Annotated in this window: 16 protein-coding genes; 10 read left to right on the top strand and 6 right to left on the bottom strand. The window is 39.0% G+C overall.

Going from position 1 to position 13911, the window contains the following annotated elements:
- Positions 1–29: 29 nt before the first annotated feature.
- Genes NSTCB13_RS18775 through NSTCB13_RS18760 form a run of 4 tightly spaced genes read right to left on the bottom strand, consistent with a single transcriptional unit; the run spans position 30 to position 4534 of the window.
- Positions 30–242: a hypothetical protein gene (locus tag NSTCB13_RS18775; protein ID WP_448273458.1), complete on the bottom strand. Its 213-nt coding sequence runs from the start codon at positions 240–242 to the stop codon at positions 30–32.
- A complete protein-coding gene (locus NSTCB13_RS18770; RefSeq protein ID WP_448273456.1) occupies positions 220–1788 on the bottom strand; it encodes a hypothetical protein in 1569 nt (522 codons plus the stop codon). The genes NSTCB13_RS18775 and NSTCB13_RS18770 overlap by 23 nt, the downstream gene beginning before the upstream one ends.
- A gap of 56 nt (positions 1789–1844) precedes the next feature.
- A complete protein-coding gene (locus NSTCB13_RS18765) occupies positions 1845–3722 on the bottom strand; it encodes a hypothetical protein (RefSeq protein WP_448273454.1) in 1878 nt (625 codons plus the stop codon).
- Positions 3722–4534 (bottom strand): hypothetical protein, encoded by an 813-nt coding sequence (locus tag NSTCB13_RS18760; RefSeq protein WP_448273452.1) that lies wholly within the window; start codon positions 4532–4534, stop codon positions 3722–3724. Before NSTCB13_RS18760 ends, NSTCB13_RS18765 begins: the two co-directional genes overlap by 1 nt.
- A gap of 110 nt (positions 4535–4644) precedes the next feature.
- On the opposite strand from NSTCB13_RS18760, the gene NSTCB13_RS18755 reads away from it, so the two are divergent.
- From NSTCB13_RS18755 to NSTCB13_RS18730, 6 genes are all read left to right on the top strand, one after another.
- Positions 4645–4983 (top strand): hypothetical protein, encoded by a 339-nt coding sequence (locus NSTCB13_RS18755; protein WP_448273451.1) that lies wholly within the window; start codon positions 4645–4647, stop codon positions 4981–4983.
- A gap of 65 nt (positions 4984–5048) precedes the next feature.
- Positions 5049–5651, top strand: coding sequence for a hypothetical protein (locus NSTCB13_RS18750; protein ID WP_448273450.1), 603 nt, complete (start codon positions 5049–5051; stop codon positions 5649–5651).
- 23 nt (positions 5652–5674) lie between these two features.
- Complete coding sequence (locus tag NSTCB13_RS18745; RefSeq protein ID WP_448273448.1) at positions 5675–6136, top strand: hypothetical protein; 462 nt, start codon at positions 5675–5677, stop codon at positions 6134–6136.
- Between the two features lie 104 nt (positions 6137–6240).
- Positions 6241–6510, top strand: a complete 270-nt coding sequence (locus NSTCB13_RS18740; protein ID WP_448271390.1) for a helix-turn-helix domain-containing protein — start codon at positions 6241–6243, stop codon at positions 6508–6510.
- Positions 6503–6751, top strand: coding sequence for a winged helix-turn-helix domain-containing protein (locus NSTCB13_RS18735; protein WP_448274184.1), 249 nt, complete (start codon positions 6503–6505; stop codon positions 6749–6751). The genes NSTCB13_RS18740 and NSTCB13_RS18735 overlap by 8 nt, the downstream gene beginning before the upstream one ends.
- On the top strand, positions 6733–7302 hold the full coding sequence (locus NSTCB13_RS18730; protein WP_448274183.1) for an IS630 family transposase: 570 nt from the start codon (positions 6733–6735) through the stop codon (positions 7300–7302). The genes NSTCB13_RS18735 and NSTCB13_RS18730 overlap by 19 nt, the downstream gene beginning before the upstream one ends.
- On the opposite strand, the gene NSTCB13_RS18725 is transcribed toward NSTCB13_RS18730, so the two are convergent.
- Positions 7294–7509: a ParA family protein gene (locus NSTCB13_RS18725; protein ID WP_448273447.1), complete on the bottom strand. Its 216-nt coding sequence runs from the start codon at positions 7507–7509 to the stop codon at positions 7294–7296. The two genes, NSTCB13_RS18730 and NSTCB13_RS18725, sit on opposite strands and share 9 nt — an antisense overlap.
- Positions 7510–7561: 52 nt before the next feature.
- Between NSTCB13_RS18725 and NSTCB13_RS18720 the strand changes: the two genes are divergently transcribed.
- Positions 7562–7789, top strand: a complete 228-nt coding sequence (locus NSTCB13_RS18720) for a hypothetical protein (protein WP_448273446.1) — start codon at positions 7562–7564, stop codon at positions 7787–7789.
- Between the two features lie 148 nt (positions 7790–7937).
- Here NSTCB13_RS18720 and NSTCB13_RS18715 read toward each other — a convergent pair whose 3' ends face one another.
- A complete protein-coding gene (locus NSTCB13_RS18715) occupies positions 7938–8132 on the bottom strand; it encodes a hypothetical protein (protein WP_335000902.1) in 195 nt (64 codons plus the stop codon).
- A 76-nt stretch (positions 8133–8208) separates the two neighbouring features.
- On the opposite strand from NSTCB13_RS18715, the gene NSTCB13_RS18710 reads away from it, so the two are divergent.
- The 3 genes from NSTCB13_RS18710 (at position 8209) to NSTCB13_RS18700 (ending at position 13869) form a co-directional block, all read left to right on the top strand.
- The gene (locus NSTCB13_RS18710) at positions 8209–8634 is read left to right on the top strand and encodes a hypothetical protein (RefSeq protein ID WP_448273445.1); all 426 of its coding nucleotides are present in this window, start codon (positions 8209–8211) and stop codon (positions 8632–8634) included.
- A gap of 486 nt (positions 8635–9120) precedes the next feature.
- On the top strand, positions 9121–10293 hold the full coding sequence (locus NSTCB13_RS18705) for a TRC40/GET3/ArsA family transport-energizing ATPase (protein WP_445631299.1): 1173 nt from the start codon (positions 9121–9123) through the stop codon (positions 10291–10293).
- 270 nt (positions 10294–10563) lie between these two features.
- The gene (locus tag NSTCB13_RS18700) at positions 10564–13869 is read left to right on the top strand and encodes a GAF domain-containing protein (protein ID WP_448273443.1); all 3306 of its coding nucleotides are present in this window, start codon (positions 10564–10566) and stop codon (positions 13867–13869) included.
- Positions 13870–13911: the final 42 nt, after the last annotated feature.

The following is a 13911-nucleotide window of genomic DNA, read 5'->3' as shown; positions in this document are numbered from 1 at the left end:
CTACTTGGAGTATTCCGAGAAACATCTTACTAGAAAGGTATTATGTCATCAGCACTTATCCAAGTTGGAATAAGAATCAAAGAATCTTCTGACAAAGGCAACACTTTAACACTGTTTGAACTTTCATCTATTTCTAATACTTCACCTTCTCCATATATACCTGTTTCAGAGTAATATTCAATTGTTTCTCCAATCGACAAAAAAACCGTAATACTTTCCTCATTTTCCTGTATAAACGACATTTCTTTTCTTTCCTGTTAAATCAACTAAATTAATCGGTGGAACATTTACCCCAACATTTAGATAAGCGTGTTGAAAGGTTACGACTCCTTCTTTTCCTCTAACTGGTAGTTTTTCTACTTTGCCCCTAATAGTTACTTTTTCAGGGGTTGCACTTATCCCATTAATCGGCTTACTTCCTATTCTCAATAAATCATCATCAACCTTGTGCCCTTGGATGTCTAAAACTTGTTCTACTATCCTCCTAGCCTCTGCTTGGGTTGTCACATCTAATTTAAGTTGATATCCTTTTTCAAAATCACAATAAGTATAAACCTGCTTTCCTTTATTTACCTTAAAAGGTGGTGAAGCAAATTTACGATAAATTACATCAGCAAGAGTTTTTAAATAAAAATCATCTGCAAAATCAGTTTTACTTTTATTCATCAATCTGAAAGATATTTGCATTGATAATTTGTCTGTAATTTCTCCTTTTAATGGGTCTTTATTTTGCTTTCTATAAAATTTTAAAACTACCTCTGGCTTATATCTTCTTTCCGGCATATCATCGGCTGGAACTCCATAAACTACCCCTAAATCCCTATCACCTAGTTGGTTGTAAGTAGCAAGAGTTTGGATAATGACAGGTTTTAGAAGTTCTTCACTTCCACCAAGTACAATCTTTTCATCGGGATTATCCCGATTCGGTGTTATTTCTACATATCGTGTGTGCCCTAGTGGAGGTACACTTTGCTTTGCAATCATTTGCGCTGATAAATATGTATCAACTGCATTTGCGACAACATAACCAGCTTCCACACAAGCCTCGTCAGCTTCCTCTAAAAACTCTTCTGCAAACTCACGCATCGCCCCGTCTGTACCAAAGGTATTATCGAGAAAGTCTTCCGTAGCACTTGCAAAAGACCACGGTTTACTATCTTTGCTTCCCCATCCTTTAACAGCTTTTTCAGCATTTGCACCAAACAACTTCTTTACTAAATTACTGTTACTTTTAATAAGCTTTCGGACATTCTTATATGTTTCTGTAAATAATATTTGAGTACCAAGCCTCAATGCGCTGTTAAGCAATGCTCCTAAATTTTCGAGGAATTCCTCTAAAAATTCCTCACCCACTTTTGCTAACACCACCGCTCCGAGTGGTTCATTAAATACTGCGATCGCCGCACCGGGAAGAATACCGCAAGCTATATAACCAAATGCATTGCCAAGTGTTCCACCAAGTTGACCTGCTAGCGCTGTCCATTGAGAATTGATAGATGCTTCCAATTGTTCGTCTGTAGCATTCCAATTAAAATTCCAGATGAATTGTTTTGTTGCAACGAACCACCCCCAAAAAGTAGACCAAGAAAATTTAAAAAAACCAGTAAGCTTACCTACCAAAAACCCAGTAAGTGACCACGATGCATTAAATACCCATCCTACAAAACTGATAACACCGTTGTCTTCTTTCTTCTTAATTCCCTCCTCCATTCCTTTGATGATTCTAGTACCAACTTTACTTCTAACGACCCTTGATGTTAACTCTGATAACTCAAAACTTATAGCCATATATGCTCCCCAGAATATCGCCGTGAATGACATACACGATTGTTATTACAACAAAGCTATTTAGCCGTTTCCTTTCCGTCTTTGTCGTAGCGTCCTTTTTCGCTTCCTATTTCTCGTATTTTTGGGCGCTCTTTGTAAGGTCTACCCCAAGGATTAACAGTATCGGTAATTCCAGATACTTCGATAAAACCACGCTCTGCTTGTTCTGTGAAATCGTTAAAATCGCCTTGTTCCCCATCCTTGTGAACTTCCTTGATAGCATCAGGATTACCAAACAATTTTTGTTTCAAGGCTTCTACTGGATCTCCTGTAATCTGTCTCCAGTTCTGAGCATTCCACCGAGCAGCCATTGTTTTAAGGATTTTTAAATCATCTTGTAAATCATTTTTATCGGTATTTTCATAAGTAACAATCTCTACGTTTTTCTCTTGCAACGTTTTGCTAAGATTTTCACCACCGGGAGTAAACAATGAAGGTACTTCCTTCTTTTTTTGTTCTAGCTTGTACCCCAAAAATTCGGCATTTGCTAAAGCAACATCAAGTGTTTGTACAGCAAGATTTTTTGTCATCCCAGCTTCACCCATAGCCTTGAGTGCTGTAATAAGTGTTGCGTGAGTGTCACGCTTTATTGTAGTTATTAATCCCAAAAGTTCTGCCATTGCTTCTGCTTGATTTGGGAGTGATATTTTTTCGTTTTGATTCCCTTCCTTCACGAGATCAGCATCTTCTATTTCTATTTCAATGGGGTAAGCACCCATAAGAGCATCAAGTTGTTTTGTTTGCCAGAGCATTAATTCTGCTAACGATTCAATATCTATCATCTTGGGATTCTGTTTTGTAAAATTATCAGGAACTTTAGCAGGTAAATCACCAAGTCTTTTTAGTACAAGTTTCAGTAAATCATCATTGCAAGACATACATTCACATTCCTTTTTCGGTGGTAGTGATGGTGGAGGCGGAAGAAAAGAATTACCGCAAATAAAATACCAACGGTTTATAAGTAATTCTGATTTTACGTTAGGGGCTGTAGCGTTATTTGTGAGCCTTGCACGGTTTATTTTCGTACTGTAACTATCTTTATCAATTGGCGTTGCTCTTGGATCTGAAAAATATTTTGGGTAAATAAGTCCTGTAAGTTTTTGTGTTTCTGGGGTTCCTGATGCGTAAGTTGCCCAATAAAAACGATAGTTACTACTACCGTTCAATGTCCATTCAGATGAATCATCGTTTATATCTCCTACGATTCCTCCTCTACCTTCCCAAATTTGTGCCGCGCCGACTAAATCACCATTGCTAAACTCTCTCATGTATCGAGTATTCGTAATCTCATCTAACGTGTAGGTTGCTTCCACCATCAAGTCAGCAAGATTGCCTCTCACATATACTTTATTTTCAAGTACTGGAAACACCCAGTTAGTAACCTTTAAAGTACGAGCATAAGTGTATTCTGCGTCAACACCTGAGTTATAAACTTTTTTTTCTCTTAACGTTTGTTCCGCCCCGTTCACTTGTAACCAAATACCTGAATCACATAGTGCTGGAGGATTGGATATTATTTCTTCACCTGTCCAGGGTGTAGGTTCGACAGCAGTAATTAAAGGACGACAACTAGGATTGCGATAAACAATTTGAAATGGAGGCAGTTTAATAAATCCAAGCGTTCCACTAAATTGAACACCAAAGTTACATTCATCTTGAACAATATTGATATCAAATGAAATAGGATTACTAACATCAAAAGGATTTTTACTACACCAAGGACTATCAGGATATCTATCACAATCCATTGGATCAGCAGGTGTGTTAGGTGTTGCATAAATACCACCAAATACAGGTACTAAACTCTCCTGTGGTTCTTCAGGTTCATAAGTGTAGAAAGGAGTATTTTTCTTTTTTATAGGTGGCTTGTATGCAATTGGTTTATCAGAAAGCATCAAACAAACTCCCTGATATCTATCGCTGTACTTCCACTTTCTACAATTCCATAGTAAGCACCTGTATACAGTGGGCTTGGTGCTTCGTAATAGTCACCTGGTTCTAGTTTTACTAGGTGACTAATAATTGAAACACCTTTAACAGTATCCAGAAAAACATTTTTATTGCTTGAATTGAAAAATGTAATTCCTTTTCTATTCGCATTGCTATTTACAATCGTGCTTGCAATTGCGGTAATGTTATTAACAATTTTTACGCTAGTGTCTACTAGTTTTTCTATAATTACGTGACGAGTTAAATTACCGCAAGCCGTAACTTTATCTTGACCCTTAGCGCTATTTTGTAATAGTCCATGTCCTACGGCTCTTATTTGTAAACCTAACATTGAATTATTACCTAGCGAATGGCTTCCTAGTGAATATTCTCTATATGGATAAGGGTCACTATTTAGTAAAGAGTAAGCCGCTATTCTTTGCCAATTCAAAGTACCGTCAATGCCCACAACTATATCAAGCTGGATTCTCGGAGACTTCCACTCCAAGTTAATCGCTGCTAATAGTTGCTTTGACTCGCTATCTTCTAGCTCGAAAACAGGAAACGGAACCGGAGGCAGCGAGTAAATCCAGCTAGTTGCTCTTAGGTTTTCCACTTCTAAATATTCATCAATCAATCTGTACCCAGTTTTTGAGTACGGCACATAGTTAAAAATCGGGACAACACTAGCCCCGGAATTAGGGTCAAGCGTGATAGCAATTTTTTGCTTGATTGTTAATTCTTGTATCGTCATATAGCGATAATAATTTTCTAACATCTTAACCTATTAGAAAAACATTGTTAAAAAATTATTTTTAAGACACTTGACAAGCCTTTAAAAGCATTGCTAGATATGTCGTGTACCCGTTTTTATAAAAATTAAAAAATATGGCTACTGTTAGCGATTTAACTTTTTCTGAAATCTCCGCTAAAGTCACCGACCCTGCATTAAAAACTTGGTGGGATGGACTTAATCCTCTACCTGCTGGTGTAGACACTGCTGAAATGTTTGCAAAATTATTGCAAGCTGCATACACCGCACAAGTTGCAAAAAACACCGCAGCCGGAACACTTGCAACGGGTGAAGCGTTAAATGCTTATCCTGCTCCAACAACCGGAACAGTCCAAACTGAGCCTACTAGTGGATTGCAATTTTATAACGCCAGTTATGGAGTAAATATTATTGCTGCCGTTGATTTAAACACCACAACTCCAGCGCGAGTTTAATTCTGATAAGTAGGGTGATGTTAAATTATTCCCCTACTTATTAAAAATTATTTGGATGAAATAAGATGACAAAACGTTTATATTTTCCACTCAAAAGAAGTACTAGCAATGATACTCAAAGAGAGAACCCCGACCCTCTCGGCAACTTTTCATGTCTTAGCGTTACTGCAAAATTTCTAGATATAGAGAAGTTTGCAGTACCATTTTTGAAGTCAAAAACTGTTAAGCCGACGAAAGCGAGAACTTTGGTTAGGGCTGATGGTTCTAGTGTCAAGCGTGGAGAAAAAAATGCTGATGGTATTCCTGTAGAACATGAAAGACCCGGCTCTCTCTCAAAAGGGACAAGACGCGTAGTTCTCACCACAGGTAAAAAAATTGGAGACTCATCTACTTATCACACTATTTCCTTTCGATTCCCATCTTTCGCAACGATTATTGTAATTGCTGACGCTCTCGGTACTTTAATTCCTGCGAATAAAATTAAAGCAATTCCGACTGCTAACGATATTTCCCCTTACTTTAAAGTAGTTGGCGGAAGACAATATCCAATCATGCAGAAAGCTGCCGCTGAATCGAGTACTCAAGCACAAGTCCCATTGACTGCTGCTCAGTTAAAACAACTAGCTGGTGCTGGGGTAGAAGTTTATCCCGGATTCAATCTTCCTTAGTAAGTAATTGTGTAATTATCAAAATGTTTAAAGTTGCTAGTGAATGGAAGCAAATCATTAATGAATATCGTTCTAATGAAAAGGCTTCCATTCCTGCAATTGAACCGAAAATAAATTTTACTTCAAACATAATAGGAATTTTTGTAACCTCGCCGTCATCTCCTAGCAATTGGTATTCTGCTGGAGACTTTCTACAAATTTATCAAGTAGGATTTGGTACGGCCGGTTACGCTCAAGGTGAATTTTTAAGGGTAACTTTAAACCGTTATCAGGTTCACCGATTTAACAAGCTTCCATCTGATGAGAATAAATACTTAATATCGTTTATCCCTAAGTTCTACCTGAAAGACATTGATTTAAAGGTTTGGGAGTATATCGGGAATCAAGGAGCAAACCTAGATTCACTTGAGGCAAGCATTAAGGCTGTACACCAGAGAGTGATATCTGAAACCGCAAGTATCAAAGCACTCTTAATGAAATTATAGCAAACACCATAAGTTCTGTTCATAGCAGTATTAATGGGACTTATACCAATTTAATATGAAGCTGCATATAATAGAGGAAACAAACTCGATAAATAAAAAGAACCATGAGCCGCCCTTTTAAGATTGAAATCGCAGAGAGCGAAGAAGAACTTAAAAAACGTTTACAAACAGCGAACTTAGGAACCCAGAAAGAAAAGCTTATTATGCTGTGGTGGATAAAAAGCGGGCAGGTTAAAGAGGAGCAAGATATTGGAAAACGCTTGGCAAGAGATACTTCAACGGTCACGAGATGGTTGCAGAAGTACAAAACTGATGGGATATCAGGCTTATTAGAAATCAAAAAAGCACTCTTGTGCAAAACGGAAAATCGATGATGCTGCGATCGCAGCACTCTCAGAGGAGTTAAAAACAGGAAAAGGCTTTAGTAGCTATGGTGCAATAGTTGAGTGGTTAAAAAAAGAACATGGACAAGATATAGAGTATGCAACGGTTTATGCCTGGGTTCGATATCGATTAGGGGCAAAACTAAAAGTGCCTCGCCCTCAAAGCCATAACCAGGACGAGAAATTAGTATCTGAATTTAAAAAAAACTCGGAATCATTCTTAATTGTCTAGAAAAACATCTTTCCCCCGGCAAGTGTGTTCGTTACTTGTGCCAGGATGAAACTAGGGTTGGACTCAAAACTCTTACAGGAAAAGTGATTACAGCTTCCGGAGTTAAGCCCACTGTTAAGGTGATATGGCCAAGAGATAACTTTTGGATTTATGGTGCAATTGAACCATTGACTGGAGATCATTTCCTTTATGAATATCCAAAACTAGATGGCGAGTGTTTTCAACAGTTTTTGGATTGGCTATCTGTACAATTAGGCTCGGATTATGCAATTTTACAGATTGACCAAGCACCAGCTCATACAAGTTCCACGATTAGCTGGCCAGAGAATATTATTCCTCTATTTCAACCACCATTGGCTCCTGAACTCAATCCTATCGAAAGGCTTTGGCAAGCTCTCAAGAAACCTCTCAAAAATCAACTTTTCTCTTCTCTACAAGCTTTACGCGATCGCATCCAAGAAATATTCGATCAACTTACACTTGAACAGGTAATATCTATCTCTTCTTATAACTTTATTCTCGAAGCTTTATTCTATGCAGCTTCACATTAAATCGGTATAAGGTAGTTCCCTTGAGCTTTCCAGATAAGTTGAAAACTCTGTATCTCCTAATGCTGCAATAGATAGGTTACATTGAGGATCGAAGTCAATAAGTAGCACCCTTTTACCTAGATGTGCTAGTGATGTCCCCAAATTCCAAATTGTGGTTGTTTTCCCAACACCGCCTTTGTTGTTAAACAATGCAATTACTTTTACCATAGATCCTTCCTTTTTTCTAAGCCAGTAAAGAATTTGTCGTTGTTGAAATAGGATGAAAATCAATAGGCGCAGACGCACCAAAGTTTTAACCCAGTCAGAGATACAGCTAATCTTCAGTTACGGCTTAGACGATAATCGCAACGCAGAATCTAACCGCGTAGCTTGCCTCTTAATACATTTGGTATTGCGGGAAAGGGAAGGGCGATCGCGCCTGGGGACGTATGCTGCTACAACCTGTATATACGCCTGTTTTAGCTTGGCTAAGTGCTGGGGAGAATGATATTTATACTTATTTTTGGCAAAGATATTATTGTAAAACTATAAATTTAAGGCTAGAGTCAATTTCCTAACCCTAGCCTTAAATCTGTTATATGTATTGCTTTTCAACTATCTGTAATTTAGACAGAATGTTAGAAATAAAGCTCTAATTACTGTTGCCTTCCTTTCTTTTCATCCAGTGCTTTTTGAATAGCTTCTCTACAAAATTCAGGAGGGTCATCTTGTGCTTTGACCGCTTCTTTCATGGATTCTGATACTCGAAAACTGAGGTTAGCCGTTAACGGTTCCTCTCCTTTACGTTGACCAGGTTCTAAATTTTCAGGAGTTCCTCTAGGGTTAGGCATTTATGTAGAAACGTAAATGTAGCTTGAATCGATTGCGCGCAACCAAATAGAGTATTAAATCGGTAGGTAATTCACCGTGGAAAGTTGTTACCTACCGATACCACTTTTAGAAAATGGCTACTCTATGTTTACACGATCGGAACTCGAAATCAAAACTATCCAGGAGTTAAAAGATTTGTGTCGCCGCTACGGTCTTAAGCCTACTGGGAACGCTGGATATAAAACTAGCTACGTTACTTCACTTATAGCCTTCCCTGCGATCGCACTTAACCAGATGCAAGAAGGTAGGGGATTAAGACGATTAAGTTTTGAAGCTTTCCAAAATATCGGTGCTGCACTCGATCAAATGAATTCTCCAACTGACGAACAAGCAGCGCTTATCAAAATCACGATGGAAAGACGTTCACTTCATCCGCCTCAATCATGGGAACAGCAAAAGCTTCTCAATCTCTACATAGCTAAACAAAAGCTAGAAGAGGTTATGTATTTACTTGGTGAGTAGATAGGTTAAGAATTTCAAGCTAATAGCAAAAGACCTCATGGGAGGTCTTTTTTTGTTTGTGTCCGAAGTTCTCCAAGTAGTTCTTAGAGAAACTAGAACATAATCAACGTATAGATAATATTTTTGTACTACTTTCTCTCTTATTCTCAATAGTGAATGATAATGACTCTCGCTGTGATCTGAGTTATGCCTAAAATGCCCTAGAACTTAGTACTAGTAAGGGAATGATGGAATGTAGAGAGAATTACGAATAGATGCCCTAGTGGCAAAAACGGCTGTAACCCTTGTGTGGTGGGGAGTGAGTTAGACTTAAAGTATTACTTGGAGTTTTTTTGAGGTTAAAAGTGTGTGAGCATATATTGAGCATCAACAATGAGTATTAATTCATACTTATTCTTGATGTTTAATTACTTAAGTTATGGTGTTTGAGCATTAACTGAGCATTTTCTGAAAAATAAACTCTCAAAGCATAGGTTTTTCGTTTATATGCGTGTAATTTTAATGACTGGTAAAGGCGGCGTGGGCAAAACTTCTGTCGCGGCTGCAACTGGACTCCGTTGTGCGGAACTAGGTTATCAGACGTTGGTTTTAAGTACAGATCCCGCCCACTCTCTTGCAGACAGTTTTGATATGGAATTGGGACACGCACCCCAAAAAATTCGCCCAAATCTCTGGGGTGCTGAACTGGATGCGCTGCAAGAACTGGAGGGAAACTGGGGTGCTGTGAAACGTTATATTACCCAAGTTTTACAGGCAAGGGGTTTAGATGGCGTACAGGCGGAGGAATTGGCAATTTTACCAGGCATGGATGAGATTTTTGGCTTGGTAAGGATGAAGCGCCATTACGATGAAGGTGAGTTTGATGTCTTAATTATCGACTCAGCCCCCACCGGCACAGCACTGCGTTTGCTGAGTTTACCTGAAGTCGGTGGCTGGTATATGCGCCGTTTTTACAAACCATTTCAAAACATCTCGGTAGCACTTCGACCTCTGGTTGAACCTTTTTTTAAACCAATTGCTGGTTTTTCGCTACCTGATAAAGAAGTAATGGATGCACCTTATGAGTTTTACGAACAAATTGAAGCTCTGGAAAAAGTATTAACAGATAACACTCAAACCTCAGTGCGTCTAGTAACAAATCCCGAAAAAATGGTGATTAAAGAGTCTCTCCGTGCCCATGCTTATCTGAGTTTATATAACGTTGCAACAGATTTAGTCGTGGCTAATCGCATTATACCGAGCGAAGTCCAAGATCCATTTTTCCAACGTTGGAAGGAAAGTCAGGAGCAATATCGCCGAGAAATTCACGATGATTTTCACCCTCTACCTGTAAAAGAAGTTCCCCTATTTTCTGAGGAAATGTGTGGATTAGCTTCATTAGAACGCCTGAAAGAAACTCTTTATAAAGATGAAGATCCAACTCAGGTTTATTACAAAGAAACAACTCTTAGAGTAGTGCAAGAGGAAAATCAATACAGCTTAGAACTTTACTTACCTGGTATTCCTAAAGACCAAGTTCAACTCAGTAAAACTGGAGACGAATTAAACATTACTATTGGCAACCATCGTCGTAACTTAGTTTTGCCACAAGCCTTAGCAGCACTACAACCAGGGGGAGCAAAGATGGAAAATGACTATCTAAAAATCCGCTTTGCTTAGAACACAAGAGTTGAATTTTGTTGAACGTTACTTTGTCAACAAAAAGTTAAAACTAAAATGCAAGAAATTTCTCTTGTAGCTAGTACAGACGCAATCTTTTTAGCGTCTGTTTTTATGATTTTTTGGTGAATTTTAATCAAAGCCAAAAAAATATTTTTATTAATGATTTGACCGTAGTTTTACTGAAGACAAAATGATGAAATAAATTTCACAATGTCTTTAGATTTAATTATGCCAGTTTTCAAATTATTAATTTATTTTGCTATAACAATGACCTCCAATCCCGAACAAGATTTGCCCTTATGTCGCAATGAAGAAAGTTTACTACGCCGCATTACAAACCGTATCCGACGAAGCTTAGAGTTAGAAGAAATTATCACAGTGACAACGACAGAAGTGCGATCGCTATTAAAAACCGATCGAGTGATGATTTACAAATTTCATCCTGATGGTAGTGGTCAAGTGATTGCTGAATCAACTAATAAAAATTGTTTGCCGTCGCTACTAGGGCTAAATTTTCCTTGCGATGACATCCCATCTTATGCCCGCGAACTATTTATCAAATCACGGGTGCGTTCTGTTGTGAATGTTGAGACTAAAGAGATTGGTCAAATTCACCTGCATGACTTGGATAATGGAGATATCTCAGAAGAGATCCGTTACCGCCCTGTAGACCCCTGTCATATTGAATATTTGACGGCAATGGGGGTAAAATCCTCTGTAGTAGCGCCTATTCTCTATCAAGACCGACTTTGGGGGCTGCTGGTTTCTCATAATTCTGAAGCGCGTTCGATTTCAAAATATGAGCTAGAAGCAATACAAATAGTAGTCGAGCAGCTGTCAATGGCGATCGCTCAAAGTACCCTTCACACTCAAGTTCGCAAAACAGCCGAACGAGAAGCGATCGTTAACCGCATTGCTACCCTATTACATTCACTGCCGACGATTGTCTTACAGCCAGCCCTAGAAGCTGCTGTTGCTGCCTTTAATGGTGTTGGTGGCAGGCTTTGTATTAGAAATGAAGCTCTTGATTTCCACAATGGCAACGTCACCAGCTTAACAGAATGCTTAATACCAGGAAATAGCTGTATCAAGCTTTATATCTGTGGAGAACAACCTGTAATGCCAGAACAAACTATATATCCACTAATCGAGCAATATAGTCTCTGGCAGGAACACTACAAGTTTACTAACTACGATGTTTGGGCGATTTCAGATATATATAACACTCCTGGGTTGCGAAGTTTGCAAGTTGCTTTTCAACCAACTAAAATTCGCAGCATATTGATGATCCCACTCCAGTATCGTCAGCAGTTGTTGGGCTACTTAAGTATTTTCCGCAATGAAGTAGATACAGAAACTTTATGGGCGGGACAGCATGAGTGCGATCAAAGGCAACAGTATCCCCGGCGATCCTTTGAGGTTTGGCGCGAATCTAAAACAGCACAAGCTCAAAAATGGACAATTGACGAGATTGAACTGGCTAGAAACCTCAGTAAACATTTTGCTTCCGCAGTTCAGCAGTATGAACTACACCAACAAGTACAAGTTTTTAATGAAAATTTAGAAAAACAGGTTAGAAGACGCACTGTTGAGTTACAACGGACAGCTGAACAAGAACAGGCTGTGTTTAAAGTTATTGCCGAGATTCGAGAATCTTTGGACACAAATACGATTTTTCAGACCACAACTAAAGAAGTTTGTCAATTAATCAAAGCCGATCGCGTTTCTGTTTATCGTTTCGATGCTAATTGGGGTGGTGAATTTGTCGGAGATTTCGAGGCTGCTAGTCCATACTGGTCGAATGAGTCCGAACTAGGTATTAATACTATTTGGAATGATACCTACTTACAAGATACAGAAGGAGGACGTTACCGCCACAATGAAACATTTGCAGTCGATGACATCTACAAAATGGGGTTTACTCAGTGTCATATCGACAATCTAGAGCAGTTTCAAATTTACGCTTTTGTGCTTGCGCCGATTTTTGTTGGACAAAAACTTTGGGGTTTGTTGGCAACTTATCAACACACTGGCCCTCGGCAATGGAAAACTTCTGAAGTTAACTTCCTCAGTCAGATTGCTGCCCAAATGGGCGTAGCACTCCAGCAAGCTGATTTACTATCTCAGACACGACAACAGACATTAGATTTGCAACAAGCAGCAGAACAACAACGGGTATTGTTTGAAGTTGTGGCGAAAGTTAGAGAATCTCTCGATCTAGATGCGATTTTTCAGGCAACTACCCAAGAAATTTGTAAATCACTACAAGCGGATCGAGTTGCAGTCTACCGCTTCCAGGCTGATTGGAGTGGTGAATATATTGCTGAGTTTGTAGGCGATAACTGGTTAAAGTTAGTAAGTTCAGATACCAAGACAGTTTGGCAAGATAGCTATTTGCAGGAAACCCAAGGTGGGCGATATCGTCACAATGAAACTTTTGCTGTTAATGATATCTATGAAGTTGGCCACTCTCAATGCCACATTGCAGTTCTAGAGCAAATTCAAGCAAGAGCTTATACGATCGCACCTATATTTATCGGGCAACAGCTATGGGGCTTATTAGCAGCTTACCAAAATTCTGCACCCCGCCATTGGGAAGCCTCAGAAATTAAATTTATTACTCAAATTGCCAATCAGCTTGGAGTTGCACTCCAACAAGCGCAATTACATAATCAAACCAAAGAGCAGACGCAAAAGCTAGCTCAAGCTTTGCATGATTTACAGCAAACTCAAACCCAACTGATCCAAACTGAGAAAATGTCCTCATTAGGGCAATTGGTAGCTGGTGTGGCTCACGAAATTAATAACCCCGTGAACTTCATTTATGGCAACATCAATCATGTCAACGATTACACCCAAGATTTACTCAGTATTCTAGACCTTTATTTGCAAAATACTTCCAACCCTAGTCCTGAAATTAGCGATCGCGCCTTCGAGATCGACTTAGAATTTATCATCGAGGATTTGCCCAAAACTCTATCTTCCATGAAAATTGGGGTCGATCGCATCCGGCAGATTGTCTTGGGTTTACGGAATTTCTCTCGTCTTGACGAAGCAGAAAAAAAACCAGTTGATATTCATGAGGGCATTGATAGCACCTTGCTAATTTTGCAACATCGCTTGAAAGCAAAACCAGAAAGTCCGGCGATTAAATTAGTCAAAGAATACAGCAACCTTCCCTTAGTAGAGTGCTATGCCGGGCCGCTAAATCAAGTATTCATGAATGTTTTAAGCAATGCGATCGATGCTTTAGAAGATTACACGCAATCTCAATCAAAATCTCATAGTAGTCAAATTACTATCCGTACTCATTTTGGAGAACTTGAAGGCAAAATCAAGAGTGTAGTAATTCGCATTGCAGACAATGGCCCAGGAATACCCGAAGCTATGAAGGCAAGAATTTGCGATCCATTTTTCACAACTAAGCCAGTGGGAAAAGGCACTGGCTTGGGGTTATCGATTAGTTACCAGATTATTGTAGATAAACATGGTGGTGTGTTGAAATGTGATTCTCAGCCGGGGTTAGGTACAGAATTTTGGATTGAAATTCCGATTAAACAAATTCGTCATTAGTCATTGGTCATTTGTCATTTGTCATTGGCAAAAACTTTTACC

It is taken from the genome of Nostoc sp. DSM 114160, from assembly GCF_053470305.1.
The sequence above is the reverse complement of the archived record's forward strand: the minus strand, read 5'-3'. Positions and strand labels throughout refer to the sequence as shown.

What these genes read in the sequence shown, in the direction of transcription:
- NSTCB13_RS18775 (WP_448273458.1), bottom strand. Translation starts at nt 242, where the DNA reads ATGTCGTTTATACAGGAAAATGAGGAAAGTATTACGGTTTTTTTGTCG.
- NSTCB13_RS18770 (WP_448273456.1), bottom strand. Translation starts at nt 1,788, where the DNA reads ATGGCTATAAGTTTTGAGTTATCAGAGTTAACATCAAGGGTCGTTAGA.
- NSTCB13_RS18765 (WP_448273454.1), bottom strand. Translation starts at nt 3,722, where the DNA reads ATGCTTTCTGATAAACCAATTGCATACAAGCCACCTATAAAAAAGAAA.
- NSTCB13_RS18760 (WP_448273452.1), bottom strand. Translation starts at nt 4,534, where the DNA reads ATGTTAGAAAATTATTATCGCTATATGACGATACAAGAATTAACAATC.
- NSTCB13_RS18755 (WP_448273451.1), top strand. Translation starts at nt 4,645, where the DNA reads ATGGCTACTGTTAGCGATTTAACTTTTTCTGAAATCTCCGCTAAAGTC.
- NSTCB13_RS18750 (WP_448273450.1), top strand. Translation starts at nt 5,049, where the DNA reads ATGACAAAACGTTTATATTTTCCACTCAAAAGAAGTACTAGCAATGAT.
- NSTCB13_RS18745 (WP_448273448.1), top strand. Translation starts at nt 5,675, where the DNA reads ATGTTTAAAGTTGCTAGTGAATGGAAGCAAATCATTAATGAATATCGT.
- NSTCB13_RS18740 (WP_448271390.1), top strand. Translation starts at nt 6,241, where the DNA reads ATGAGCCGCCCTTTTAAGATTGAAATCGCAGAGAGCGAAGAAGAACTT.
- NSTCB13_RS18725 (WP_448273447.1), bottom strand. Translation starts at nt 7,509, where the DNA reads ATGGTAAAAGTAATTGCATTGTTTAACAACAAAGGCGGTGTTGGGAAA.
- NSTCB13_RS18720 (WP_448273446.1), top strand. Translation starts at nt 7,562, where the DNA reads ATGAAAATCAATAGGCGCAGACGCACCAAAGTTTTAACCCAGTCAGAG.
- NSTCB13_RS18715 (WP_335000902.1), bottom strand. Translation starts at nt 8,132, where the DNA reads ATGCCTAACCCTAGAGGAACTCCTGAAAATTTAGAACCTGGTCAACGT.
- NSTCB13_RS18705 (WP_445631299.1), top strand. Translation starts at nt 9,121, where the DNA reads ATGCGTGTAATTTTAATGACTGGTAAAGGCGGCGTGGGCAAAACTTCT.
- NSTCB13_RS18700 (WP_448273443.1), top strand. Translation starts at nt 10,564, where the DNA reads ATGACCTCCAATCCCGAACAAGATTTGCCCTTATGTCGCAATGAAGAA.